Here is an 11,973-nt window from a genome sequence, read left to right on the forward strand (position 1 = left end):
TCGCGTACCTTTTTTGGTTTTATCTTCGTGTGCGGCAGATCGAATACGAGGGTTAAGCTGTCTTGCTCCGTCCCACGGGTTGTTTCGCCCCGAACAGGCGCAGGACAAAGCCGACAGGACCGGTGTGATACCAGCGCAAGCTTGGGTCGGCTCCGGTGCGTGCGCCCATGGCTTGGGTCAGGCGGTCAAGGAAGATGGCGAGCAGCACCAGGCCAGTCCCGCCGACCGTGGCCAAGCCCATGTCCAGGCGGCCGATGCCGCGCAGGACCATCTGGCCAAGGCCGCCCACCGAGATCATCGACGCGATGACCACCATCGACAGCGAGAGCATCAGGGTCTGGTTGAGCCCCGCCATGATGGTGGGGGTTGCCAATGGCAACTGAACGCGGGTCAGCATCTGCCGGGGCGTGCAGCCAAACGCGCGGGCGGCTTCTATCTTGTCTTCCGGTACCTGGCGGATGCCCAGGTTTGTCAGGCGCACCAGCGGGGGGAGGGCGAAGACAATGGTCACCAGGATGCCCGGCACGTTGCCGATGCCGAACAGCATGACGACAGGCACCAGGTAAACGAACGCCGGCAATGTCTGCATGGCGTCGAGTAGGGGGCGCAGGAGCTTTTCCAAGTTGTCGCTACGGGCGCAGAGAATACCCAGGGGTATCCCTAGCAGGGCACAAAAGAACACCGAAGTCAGTACCAGCGCCAACGTGGTCATCGACTCGGACCAGACACCGATAAGGCCCAGCAGTGTGAGCGTCACAAAACACAGCAGAGCCATGCGTTTACCGGCTAGCTGCCATCCCAGCAAGGAAGACAGAATGATCCCGATGCTGGGTGGGATGCTCTGCAGTGTGTATTCGACGCCGTTCAGTACTTGGTCAATCGGCCAGCGGATGGCGCGGAACACATCGCGAAAGTTGTGTACCAGGAAATTGAGGGTGCTTTCCACCCAGTCACCCAATGGAATAGTGAGGACTTGAAACGGGTCGAGAAAACTGAACTCGGACATCAGGGTTTACCTCTTCATCGTCACCGCAGCGGCGTTATGAAGGCCGCAGGTACTTCAGGTCAGGGACGCGCCAGCATAGAATGGCGCGCCTGTATTAATGGCGGCTCAGCGTTTGCAGCAACTGGCTCTTCGACAGGGTTCCGGTGAGCGCCCCCGAACGGTCGAGTACAGGCACCGGGTAGGGCAGGTTGGCTGCGATTTCCAGTACTTCGTGCAGGGGGGTATCGGTAAAGATGGGGTGCTGTTGGTGCTGGGTGTAATGCGTGCTGCCACCTGCGCCGCTGGTATCGATATCCACGACCCCGAGCAATTGCCCGCCTTCATCGATCAAGTAACCGAACGGTAGGCCGGCCTTGAACTGTGGCGCTTGGCCGTTCAGCTTGCGGACCCATTCCGGATCGAGCCTGGCCACGTCGCCTGCCTTGAGAATCCGTGAGCTGTCGAAGCCTTTGAAGAACGTGCGCACATAGTCGTTGGCCGGTTGGCTGATCAGCTCTTGAGGTGTGCCGATCTGGACCACCTGACCGCCCTCCATGATCGCGATGCGGTGGCCGATGCGAACGGCTTCCTCAATGTCGTGGGAAATGAAGATGATGGTGCGCTTCTGTTCTGCCTGCAGGCGGATGAGCTCCCCTTGCATCTCGCTGCGAATAAGCGGGTCCAGGGCGGAGAAGGCTTCATCCATCAGCAGGATGGTCGGGTCGTTGGCCAGCGCGCGGGCCAGGCCTACCCGTTGCTGCATGCCGCCGGAAAGTTGATGCGGATAACTGTGCTCCTGTCCGGCAAGACCGACTTGGCTGAGGGCTTCCCTGGCGCGGCTATGCCGTTCCTTTTCACTGATGCCGGAAATCTCCAGGCCAAAGGCGGTGTTTTCCAGGACGCTCATGTGTGGCATCAAGGCAAAGGACTGGAACACCATGCCCATCTCTTTGCGACGGACATCCAGGAGGGCTTTATCATCCAGCCCGGTAATTTCTCGACCATTCAGGTAAATACTGCCTGACGTGGGTTCGATAAGGCGGTTAAACAGTCGCACCATCGTCGACTTCCCAGAACCTGAGAGCCCCATGATCACAAAGATTTCACCGCGCTTGACGGCAAAGCTGGCGTCGAAAACACCAATCACTTGACCTGTTTTCTCAAAGACATCTTTTTTACTGGCCCCTGCGGCGAGCATTTTCATCGCCGCGTCGGGTTGTGCGCCAAATATCTTAAAAACATTCTTAACTGAAATGATTTCGTCTGGACTCGTCATTGCGTCCCTCCTTTGCGTATAACGCTACAAGCGCACGAAATCGAATTGAATTCGAACGTTGGTAATTTAGGCGGGCAGTAATAAAAGATGGATCTGCGCATGACATGTACCTGTTTTTTATTGTTTGCCCTTGGGCTCGGGCTTTTTTTCAATCTATAAGTATCCTGGTTTTAAATCCAACAACATTTACAGGGCTTTATGGATAACCTAACGTTATCGAGACCCGCCGAAACGACCGCCTTGGCCCAATCACGACGCGTTGGTATGGCCTGCGCTAGGCTATTGAGTTAGGCTCCGCCGCTTCCGCGGATGACAGGAGGATGAGGGCTTACCATGCTCAGCAGACACGTAGACCCTGATACATTGCTGCTTAGAATGCCTTCCCTTCGGGCTGTCAGAGCATTTGTCGCCGCCGCTAAATATGAAAGCTTCACGCGGGCAGCGGAGGCGCTGTGCGTATCGCAAGCAGCGATCAGTCGGCAGATTCGAGAACTGGAGGACTCGTTGGGCGCTCAACTGTTCATGCGTGCCGGGCGCACGGTAGAACTAACCGCTGAAGGAAAGATTTTTTTCGAGGCGGCGCAACTGTCCTTCGTTAATATCGCACAGGCGGCTGAAAGGATTCGTACCGCGCCGACGCAGAAACATATCCTGACGGTTTGTTGCTCACCCGCATTTTCTGCATTATGGCTGTCAGAGCATCTTCCGGAGTTTCGTGCGACTAATCCGGATATTGAGTTCAACCTGATTACCACGCAGAACTTTGTGAATATGGAGCCGGGCGTAGAGCCGGACATCATCATTTCAAAAATTCGCAAAGTGGGAGACGGGTACAAGAGTTATCAGTTGTGCCACGATATTATTTATCCTGTTTGCTCCCCAGCGTTTTTGGACGCGCATCCCGAACTGACCTCGCTGGAAGGGGTGCGCGATTCTTCGCTGCTCAATCTAAGTCCCTATGGACGGTCGGGCGTGGCTGAACATGTGGATTGGGGGGTATGGCTGGCTTTTCTGAACGTTGATATCGATGAACGTCCTTCCGACTGTCCGCCTGTTTTTCATGCCAATGATTACAATCTGATCATGAACATGGTCCTGACCCATCAAGGCGTCGCACTGGGGTGGAACCAGCTGGTCGGGGCAATGGTCGAGCGAGGGCAGCTCGTTCGCCCTGTCGAGCATCAAGTGACGCTTCGAAACAGCCTTCATTACGTGGCCTGCAATGAACGGACTGAATACGAAGACGCCTGTCGAAGAGTGCGCGACTGGATCCTTTCGAAATTTTCCAGGTGGAGCGTATAAATTCCCCGTTTCCTTCAAGTCTTCTCAGTCGGTAGCGATGGTCGGCACGGTCTTTTCTGAATTCGCTGGGTCATAACGCCAAGTTATCAGTTGAGCGACGAAAATGTAGTTTTGCCGGCTGGGCAGGCTACCGTACCCTTCGTGTTAAACATGGTTGAAAAAATATTAATTCAACGGCTGCGTTGGACATTTCAGCGCGCAGGATCCGTTGGCCATGACACCGTTTTCTGGGCGTACTTGCCATTAACCGTCAGGTTGATGTGAAGAGGATAATAATGAATACCAAGGCATCCGTGATCGGCCTGATTGAAAAACGTAAGGCGCGCCACGCGCTTCCCCGTGAACTGTATATTGAACCTGAGGTTTTTCGTCAGGATCTTGAGCAGATTTGGCACAAGGATTGGATCTTTGCCGGGCATACTTTTGAGCTTGAAAAGCCCGGGCAATACTTGACGCTGCAGATCGGCGACTATCCTGTCTTGATCATCAGGGATAAAAGTGGCCAGGTCCGGGCTTTTCACAATGCCTGTCGTCATCGTGGTTCTAAAGTTTGCGAACACACCCAAGGTAAAGTCGCGAAACTCGTTTGCCCTTATCATAAGTGGACGTTTGAACTGGATGGCAGTCTTTTGTTTGCCGGTAACATGGGGGCCGAATTCGACAGGACGCAATACAACCTGAAACCTGTCCATTGTGAAATTGTTCATACCTACATTTATGTCTGCGTTGCTGACGAGGCGCCTGAGTTCGAAAGTTTCAGGCACTCTGTAAGTCCTTTCATCGCCCCTCATTTCCTCGATAACTGCAAGGTGGCTTTCGAGTCAAACCTCATCGAAAAGGGTAACTGGAAGCTCGTATTTGAAAACAATCGCGAGTGTTTCCACTGTGATGGTACGCATCCCGAGTTGATGAATTCTTTTGTCGAGAACCTTTCGGTGGCCGGGGTCGGGGGCGAAGATGATCCAGAACTGACCGCCCATTGGAATCGCTGCGAAACCGCGGGTATGCCCAGCAGGCTGGTCATGGATCCGAATGGCCGTTTTCGTATGACGCGCATTCCACTGTCCGCAGGCGCCGTGAGTTACACCATGGACGGTAGACCTGCCGTGGCGGGGCGCCTGGATAAAAGCGGCGAGCCGGATATTGGCGCCTTGCTCTACTTCAACTACCCGTCTACCTGGAACCACTTTCTCGGCGATCACGCCTTGAGCTTCCGGGTGCTTCCGATCGGCCCCGGCGAAACGCTGGTGACGACCAAGTGGCTGGTGCCCAATACTGCCGTTGAAGGTGTGGACTATGAGATTGACCGGCTGACGAAGGTCTGGCTGGCCACCAACGATCAAGACCGTCGTTTGGTAGAAGGCACGCAGGCCGGTGTGACCTCGCCGACTTATGAGCCGGGACCCTTTTCGGACATCGCGGAAAATGGCGTATGCCAGTTCGATGATTGGTACTGCGAAACCCTGCTGACGCGCCTCCAGGCCCAGATTCCACTTAAATCGGTGGATTGATTTGCTCGATCACCCGAATGACGTGCCGGGCGCGAACGATGCGTGTCGTCACGACGCTGCAAGGCCCCTCCAAATGGAATGATCCATGAGCAATCAGTTGGACAGTGCCGCACGTGCTTACGAGGTTCCCAGGCCCCAGTTCGGCATTCTCCTGTGCCTGCTCTCCATGCTGGTGTTTGCCAGCCAGGACGGGATCACCAAGGTGCTGGTCAAAGACCTTCCCGTCGCGCAGTTGGTGATGGTGCGCTATTGGGCGTTCCTGGCTTTTGCAGTGGGTTATAGCGTCTATCAGGGCAGCCTGCGGACCGCGTGCCGAAGCCGCCATCCTTACCTGCAGGTCATCCGTGCGTTGATCGGGGTGGGTGAAATCGTGCTGTTTGGATGGGGGCTGCGCTATCTGGGCTTGGCCGAGATGCATGCCCTGTATGCGGTGTTCCCTTTGATGACACTGGCGTTGGCTGGGGGGTTCCTGGGTGAATTCATCGGCGTGCGTCGATGGGTTGCCGCCGCCGTAGGCTTCGCGGGGACGCTGGTCATCCTTCGGCCTGGCACTGGTGTCTTCGAGCTTGTAGCGCTGATTCCGCTGGCGTCTGCCTTGGGTTTCGCGGTCTTCAGTGTGCTGACGCGTCGGATCAGCCAGCATGATTCGTTCGCCACGAACATGCTGTACATGGGCTTCTTCGGCGCGATCACCATCACTTCGGTAGGCCTTCCCGGATGGGTGGCGCCGAGCCCGACGCAATGGGGCCTGATTGCGGTGCTGTCCACGACAGGCGTGGTGGCCCAGCTGTTATTTCTCCAGGCGCTGAAGTATGCAACCGCGGCCACGCTCCAGCCGTTCAACTACACGCTGCTGGTGTTTGCCACGCTGATTGGCCTGTTGATATTCGGCGAACTGCCAGACACCTGGACGGTGGTGGGGGCGTGTCTGGTGATTGCCGGTGGCATGTATGCGATCAAGGCGAAAGGGTAGTGGCCTGGCAGATACCGAGCAACACAGACATTGCGTACCGCTCAAATCCACTGTGGGAGCGAGCCTGCTCGCGAAAGCGGTGTGCCTGTCACGGGAATGCTGAGTGTACCGCCGCCATCGCGAGCAAGCTCGGCTCCCACAGGGTTTTGTGGTGAACACAGATATGGCTGACACCACAAATCCACTGTGGGAGCGAGCTTGCTCGCGAAAGCGGTGTGCCTGTCACGGGAATGCTGAATGTACCGCCGCCATCGCGAGCAAGCTCGGCTCCCACAGGGTTTTGTGGTGAATGCAGATATGGCTGACACCACAAGTCCACTGTGGGAGCGAGCCTGCTCGCGAAAGCGGTGCACCTGTCACGGGAATGCTGAATGTACTGCCGCCATCGCGAGCAAGCTCGGCTCCCACAGGGTTTTGTGGTGAATGCAGATCTTGCTGACACCACAAGTCCACTGTGGGAGCGAGCCTGCTCGCGAAAGCGGTGTGCCTGTTCACGGAATGCTGAATATACCGCCGCCATCGCGAGCAAGCTCGGCTCCCACAGGGTTTTGTGGTGAATGCAGATATGGCTGACACCACAAGTCCACTGTGGGAGCGAGCTTGCTCGCGAAAGCGGTGTGCCTGTCCCGGTAATGCTGAATGTACCGCCGCCATCGCGAGCAAGCTCGGCTCCCACAGGGTTTTGTGGTGAACACGGACATTGCGTACAGCTCAAGTCTACTGTGGGAGCGAGCCTGCTCGCGAAAGCGGTGTGCCTGTCCCGGTAATGCTGAATGTACTGCCGCCATCGCGAGCAAGCTCGGCTCCCACAGGGTTTTGTGGTGAACACAGACATTGCGTACAGCTCAAGTCCATTGTGGGAGCGAGCTTGCTCGCGAAAGCGGTGTGCCTGTCACGGGGGATGCTGAATGTACCGCCGCCATCGCGAGCAAGCTCGGCTCCCACAGGGTTTTGTGGTGAATGCAGATATGGCTGACACCACAAATCCACTGTGGGAGCGAGCCTGCTCGCGATGGCGGCGACAGCCATACAGATAAAATCAGGCAAAAAAAAAACCGGCGCAACCGAGGTCGCGCCGGGGGTGGTGCCAGTGGCTGCGCGGATATTCGTGGGTCCGCACAACCCCTGTTGAACCCGTGTCGGTTAAGCCCGTTCCAGCGCCAGGGCCACGCCTTGGCCGCCGCCGATGCACAGGGTCGCGAGGCCTTTCTTGGCGTCGCGCTTGATCATTTCATGCAGCAGCGACACCAGGACCCGGCACCCCGAGGCGCCGATAGGGTGGCCCAAGGCGATGGCGCCGCCGTTGACGTTGACCTTGTCCATGTCCCATTTCAGTTCTCGGGCCACGGCCAGAGATTGAGCGGCAAAGGCTTCGTTGGCTTCGATCAGGTCCAACTGGTCCAGGGACCAGCCGGCCTTGTCCAGGCAGCGACGGGTGGCCGAGACCGGGCCAATGCCCATGATGGCCGGGTCGACGCCGGCATTGGCGTAGGCACTGATTTTCGCCAGCACCGGCAAGCCCAGGGCCTTGGCTTTTTCCGCGCTCATCAGGATCACCGCGGCGGCGCCATCGTTGAGCGAGGACGCATTGCCCGCCGTAACGCTGCCGTCCTTCTTGAAGGCGGGCTTGAGCTTGCCCAGGGACTCGGCGGTGGTACCGGCGCGCGGTTGTTCATCCGCGGCGAACGCCACGGGATCGCCTTTGCGCTGGGGAATCAGGATTGGCGTGATCTCGTCGGCGAATCGCCCACCTTCGATGGCGGCGACCGCCTTCTGCTGGGACGCGGCGGCGAAGGCGTCCTGCTCCTCGCGGCTGATGCCGTACTTGTCCACCAGGTTCTCGGCGGTGATGCCCATGTGGTAATCGTTGAAGGCATCCCACAAACCGTCGGTGATCATGCTGTCGACCATCTTCGCGTGGCCCATGCGCAGGCCGGTGCGAGCGGCCGGCAGGACGTACGGGGCCAGGCTCATGTTTTCCATGCCGCCGGCAATGATCACCTCGGCGTCGCCACAGCGAATCGCCTGGGCGCCCAAGTGCAACGCCTTGAGGCCCGAGCCGCAGACCTTGTTCAGCGTCAGTGCCGGCACCGCATGGGGCAGGCCGGCGAGGATCGACGCCTGGCGTGCCGGGTTCTGTCCGGAACCTGCGGTCAGCACCTGGCCAAGAATTACTTCATCGACCTGTTCGCCGGATAAACCGGTCTGTTCCAGCAGGCGACGAATCACCGCGGCACCGAGTTCCGGTGCGGGAATGGCGGCCAGCGAACCCTGGAAGCTGCCGATGGCGGAACGGGTGGCGGCGACAATCACGACTTCTTGCATCGAATCTCTCCTCACTGGGCAGCGAACTGCATTTCAGGGACGTGGTCCGGCACGATCAATTTGCCGGCGGTCTTGGCGACGATTTCCTCGACGCTGACGCCCGGGGCACGTTCTTTCAGGATGAAGGCGCCGTCCTGGATTTCCAGGTAGGCGAGGTCGGTCAGCACGCGCTTGATGCAACCGGCACCGGTCAACGGCAGGCTGCAACGGGGCAGCAGTTTCGACTCGCCGTCCTTGGACGCATGGGTCATGGTGACGATGATGTTCTCGGCACCGGCCACCAGGTCCATCGCGCCGCCCATGCCCTTGACCAGTTTGCCGGGGATCATCCACGAGGCGATGTTGCCTTCGACATCCACCTCGAACGCACCCAGCACGGTCAGGTCGATGTGGCCGCCACGGATCATGGCAAACGATTCGGCCGAAGAGAAGATCGACGCGCCAATGCGCGCAGTGACCGTCTGCTTGCCGGCGTTGATCATGTCGGCATCGACTTCGGCTTCGGTGGGAAACGCGCCCATGCCGAGCAGGCCGTTTTCCGATTGCAGCATGACTTCCATGCCTTCGGGAATGTAATTGGCGACGAGGGTCGGAATGCCGATGCCCAGGTTCACGTAGTAGCCGTCCTGCATTTCGCGGGCGACGCGTTGAGCCATTTGTTCGCGGGAAAGTGCCATGGTGTTATTCCTTCATTCGGGCCGGGGGCAGGGGATCACTTACGCACGGTGCGCTGTTCGATGCGCTTTTCGAACGTGCCGCAAATGACCCGGTCGACGTAGATGCCAGGGGTGTGGATCTGCGTCGGGTCCAGCTCGCCGGGTTCGACGATTTCTTCGACTTCCACCACGGTGATCTTGCCCGCCGTCGCGGCCAGCGGGTTGAAGTTCTGCGCGGTGTGGCGATAGATCACATTGCCGAAATGGTCGGCCTTCCAACCTTTGACGATGGCGAAGTCGCCCGTGATGGATTCTTCCATCAGGTACTGGCGGCCATGGAATTCACGGACTTCCTTGCCTTCGGCCACGGGCGTGCCGACGCCGGTGGCGGTGAAGAACGCCGGGATGCCTGCGCCACCGGCGCGCATTTTTTCGGCGAGGGTGCCTTGGGGGGTGAGCACGACTTCGATTTCGCCGCTCAGCAGCTGCTTCTCGAACAGGGCGTTTTCGCCGACGTAGGAGGCGACTACTTTGCGAATCTGCCGGTCTTCCAACAGCACGCCGAGGCCGAAACCGTCGACGCCGCAGTTGTTGGACACCACGGTGAGGTCGCGGATGCCCTTGCGCTTGATCTCGGCGATCAGGTTTTCCGGGATACCGCACAGGCCGAAGCCGCCGGCGATGACAGTCATGCCATCCTTCAAGCCTTCCAGCGCTTCCTCATAAGAGCTCACGCGTTTGTCGAAACCTGCCATAGACACCTCTTTTATTCTTGATGGGGTCGCAATGGAATGCAGTGTTGCGCCAAGTCATATATTTGTTAAGTTGATTTTTAGATTGGATTGATTGATAAAACTCAATAGTGCTTGCCCGTAGCTGCGATCTTTCCCCAGACACTTAAGTTTCAAGCGAAAGATAAAGATCAAAAGATCGCAGCCTTCGGCAGCTCCTACGTAACCGGACATAGAACGACCATGACCCTCAAGCAAATCCGCGCCTTCCTCGCCGTGGCCCAGAGCCTGAGCTTCGCCGTGGCCGGCGAGCGGCTGCACCTGTCCCAGTCGGCCCTGAGCCTGACCATCAAGGCCCTGGAAGAAGGCCTCGGTGGCCGCCTGTTCAGCCGCAGCACTCGTAACGTCGCGCTGACCCCCGAAGGTGAGTCCTTGCTACCCCTGGCCCGGCGGCTGGTGGCCGACTGGGACAACGCCGAGGATGAAATGCGCCAGCGCTTCACCTTGCAGCGCGGTCGCGTGACGTTGGCGGCGATGCCGTCGTTTGCCGGCAACCTGCTGCCGCCGATCCTCAAGACCTTCCGCGCCCGCTATCCGAATGTCAACGTCACGGTCAACGACGTGATCAACGAACAGGTGCTGGAAATGGTCCGTGATCGTCATGTGGAACTGGGCGTGGCGTTCGAACCGATGCAGGGTTCGTCGTTGGCGTTCACGCCCTTGTATCTCGATCGCTTCGTCGCGGTGGTGCCGCTGGACTCGCCGCTTGCCCAGCGCGACGAAGTCCACTGGGAAACCTTGCTGGAGCAGCCATTCATCACGTTGCAACGACCCTCCACCGTTCGGGTGATGCTGGAGGAGCATCTGCAGGCCCGAGGTATGAAACTGCCCGTGGAGTTCGAGAGCCATCAACTGGCGACCGTCGGGCGGATGGTCGCCAGCGGCCTGGGTGTCAGTGCCGTGCCGGCCCTGTGTGTCGGGCAGATGCATGAGTTGGGGGCCCGCTGCATCACGTTGAGCGATCCGGTGATCGAACGGGCCATCGGGGTGCTGACCAAGCCGGGGCATGAGCTGTCGGCGGCGGCGCAGGCGCTGTTCGATACGCTGAGGGATCAGGATTTGCCCGTACGTTAACCACCCAATCCCTGTGGGAGCGAGCTTGCTCGCGATGGCGGTGTGTCAGTCAATATCAATGCTGGCTGATCCGCCGCCATCGCGAGCAAGCTCGCTCCCACAGGGGGCATTGTGATCGTCAAATCAGCAAGGGCAGCAGTTCTTCGCACGGTACTTCGACCTTCAAGTCCAGCAACTCATCAGCCCGGGTCTTGCCTCGGTTGATCGCCAGCAACGGCTTGCCCTGGTCCTTGACCGCCCGGCACAGGCGGAACGCCGAATACGCCATCAACGATGAGCCCACCACCAACAGCCCATCCGTCTGTTCCACCGCCTGGGTGGCGCGGGCCGCGGTGGCGGCGGCGACGTTTTCACCGAAGAAAACCACATCGGGTTTCAAGCGTTCGCCCTCGCAATGGGGGCAACGGGGCACCTGGAAGCGCGCCTCGAACGCCGGGTCGAGCAGGGTGTCGCCATCGGGTGCCTGCACCGCATCGACGCCGACCAGGTAAGGGTTCTCAGCTTCCATCAAGTGTTGAATCTGCTGTCGCTCGCTGCGCTGGCCGCAATCCAGGCACAGCACACGGTGCAGGCTGCCGTGCAGTTCGATGACGCCTTGGCTGCCAGCCCGGTCGTGCAAGGCGTCGACATTCTGGGTGATCAGGCCACTGATGCGAGCCTGTCCTTGCAATGCCGCCAAGGCGTCGTGGGCCTGGTTCGGTCGGGCTTGACGCAGGCGTGTCCAGCCCAGCATCGCTCGCGCCCAATAGCGCCGTCGCGCCTCGGGTTTGGCGAGGAACTCCTGGTACATCATCGGTTGCTTGCCCCGCCGCACGCCGTCGCTGTCGCGGTAGTCGGGAATGCCGGACGGGGTGCTGATTCCCGCGCCGGTCAGCACCAGGAAACGGCGTCCGGCCATGTACTGCTGCAGTTGTTCGACGGGGTCACGCTGAAGATCGTCGGGCATGTGGGTTCTCCGCTGGCCTGGAATCGTTGAGGTTAGCAGCAGGCTTGCCACACGCCTTTCGTCGCCCTCCGAGGGTGTTTCTTCAAACTTTCCCCACACGAGGGACATCCACCTTATGTGCGCTATCTCAAAGC

Annotated in this window: 10 protein-coding genes; 4 read left to right on the forward strand and 6 right to left on the reverse strand. The window is 58.9% G+C overall.

Annotation, left to right across the window (positions count from 1 at the left end):
• Window positions 1–52 precede the first annotated feature (52 nt).
• Together proW and proV are read right to left on the reverse strand one after the other, a co-directional pair.
• Window positions 53–1,006 (reverse strand): glycine betaine/L-proline ABC transporter permease ProW, encoded by a 954-nt coding sequence (proW, locus tag J3P85_RS09725; protein ID WP_186728273.1) that lies wholly within the window; start codon window positions 1,004–1,006, stop codon window positions 53–55.
• Window positions 1,007–1,100: 94 nt separating this feature from the next.
• Window positions 1,101–2,261, reverse strand: a complete 1,161-nt coding sequence (gene proV, locus J3P85_RS09730) for a glycine betaine/L-proline ABC transporter ATP-binding protein ProV (protein ID WP_434705619.1) — start codon at window positions 2,259–2,261, stop codon at window positions 1,101–1,103.
• A 333-nt stretch (window positions 2,262–2,594) separates the two neighbouring features.
• Here proV and J3P85_RS09735 point away from each other — a divergent pair, with 333 nt between their 5' ends.
• The 3 genes from J3P85_RS09735 (at window position 2,595) to J3P85_RS09745 (ending at window position 6,047) form a co-directional block, all read left to right on the forward strand.
• Window positions 2,595–3,563 (forward strand): LysR family transcriptional regulator, encoded by a 969-nt coding sequence (locus J3P85_RS09735; protein WP_434705620.1) that lies wholly within the window; start codon window positions 2,595–2,597, stop codon window positions 3,561–3,563.
• A gap of 275 nt (window positions 3,564–3,838) precedes the next feature.
• Complete coding sequence (locus tag J3P85_RS09740) at window positions 3,839–5,074, forward strand: aromatic ring-hydroxylating oxygenase subunit alpha (RefSeq protein WP_434705621.1); 1,236 nt, start codon at window positions 3,839–3,841, stop codon at window positions 5,072–5,074.
• A gap of 85 nt (window positions 5,075–5,159) precedes the next feature.
• A complete protein-coding gene (locus J3P85_RS09745; RefSeq protein WP_434705623.1) occupies window positions 5,160–6,047 on the forward strand; it encodes a DMT family transporter in 888 nt (295 codons plus the stop codon).
• A gap of 1,143 nt (window positions 6,048–7,190) precedes the next feature.
• On the opposite strand, the gene J3P85_RS09750 is transcribed toward J3P85_RS09745, so the two are convergent.
• Genes J3P85_RS09750 through J3P85_RS09760 form a run of 3 tightly spaced genes read right to left on the reverse strand, consistent with a single transcriptional unit; the run spans window position 7,191 to window position 9,783 of the window.
• Window positions 7,191–8,372: an acetyl-CoA C-acetyltransferase gene (locus J3P85_RS09750; protein WP_434705624.1), complete on the reverse strand. Its 1,182-nt coding sequence runs from the start codon at window positions 8,370–8,372 to the stop codon at window positions 7,191–7,193.
• Between the two features lie 11 nt (window positions 8,373–8,383).
• On the reverse strand, window positions 8,384–9,049 hold the full coding sequence (locus tag J3P85_RS09755; protein ID WP_003180355.1) for a CoA transferase subunit B: 666 nt from the start codon (window positions 9,047–9,049) through the stop codon (window positions 8,384–8,386).
• Window positions 9,050–9,084: 35 nt separating this feature from the next.
• Entirely contained in the window at window positions 9,085–9,783 is a 699-nt protein-coding gene (locus tag J3P85_RS09760; RefSeq protein WP_003200117.1) for a CoA transferase subunit A, read from the reverse strand.
• 219 nt (window positions 9,784–10,002) lie between these two features.
• On the opposite strand from J3P85_RS09760, the gene J3P85_RS09765 reads away from it, so the two are divergent.
• Window positions 10,003–10,893 (forward strand): LysR substrate-binding domain-containing protein, encoded by an 891-nt coding sequence (locus tag J3P85_RS09765; RefSeq protein WP_434705625.1) that lies wholly within the window; start codon window positions 10,003–10,005, stop codon window positions 10,891–10,893.
• A 118-nt stretch (window positions 10,894–11,011) separates the two neighbouring features.
• Here J3P85_RS09765 and J3P85_RS09770 read toward each other — a convergent pair whose 3' ends face one another.
• Entirely contained in the window at window positions 11,012–11,839 is an 828-nt protein-coding gene (locus tag J3P85_RS09770; protein WP_434705626.1) for an NAD-dependent protein deacetylase, read from the reverse strand.
• Window positions 11,840–11,973: the final 134 nt, after the last annotated feature.

The organism is Pseudomonas sp. Z1-12, from assembly GCF_051132015.1.
In the GTDB taxonomy this organism is placed as follows: Bacteria; Pseudomonadota; Gammaproteobacteria; order Pseudomonadales; family Pseudomonadaceae; genus Aquipseudomonas; species Aquipseudomonas zanjanensis.

Bases quoted from the DNA above. Each gene is read 5' to 3' on its own strand.
- proW (WP_186728273.1), bottom strand. From the start codon at position 1,006: ATGTCCGAGTTCAGTTTTCTCGACCCGTTTCAAGTCCTCACTATTCCA.
- proV (WP_434705619.1), bottom strand. From the start codon at position 2,261: ATGACGAGTCCAGACGAAATCATTTCAGTTAAGAATGTTTTTAAGATA.
- J3P85_RS09735 (WP_434705620.1), top strand. From the start codon at position 2,595: ATGCTCAGCAGACACGTAGACCCTGATACATTGCTGCTTAGAATGCCT.
- J3P85_RS09740 (WP_434705621.1), top strand. From the start codon at position 3,839: ATGAATACCAAGGCATCCGTGATCGGCCTGATTGAAAAACGTAAGGCG.
- J3P85_RS09745 (WP_434705623.1), top strand. From the start codon at position 5,160: ATGAGCAATCAGTTGGACAGTGCCGCACGTGCTTACGAGGTTCCCAGG.
- J3P85_RS09750 (WP_434705624.1), bottom strand. From the start codon at position 8,372: ATGCAAGAAGTCGTGATTGTCGCCGCCACCCGTTCCGCCATCGGCAGC.
- J3P85_RS09755 (WP_003180355.1), bottom strand. From the start codon at position 9,049: ATGGCACTTTCCCGCGAACAAATGGCTCAACGCGTCGCCCGCGAAATG.
- J3P85_RS09760 (WP_003200117.1), bottom strand. From the start codon at position 9,783: ATGGCAGGTTTCGACAAACGCGTGAGCTCTTATGAGGAAGCGCTGGAA.
- J3P85_RS09765 (WP_434705625.1), top strand. From the start codon at position 10,003: ATGACCCTCAAGCAAATCCGCGCCTTCCTCGCCGTGGCCCAGAGCCTG.
- J3P85_RS09770 (WP_434705626.1), bottom strand. From the start codon at position 11,839: ATGCCCGACGATCTTCAGCGTGACCCCGTCGAACAACTGCAGCAGTAC.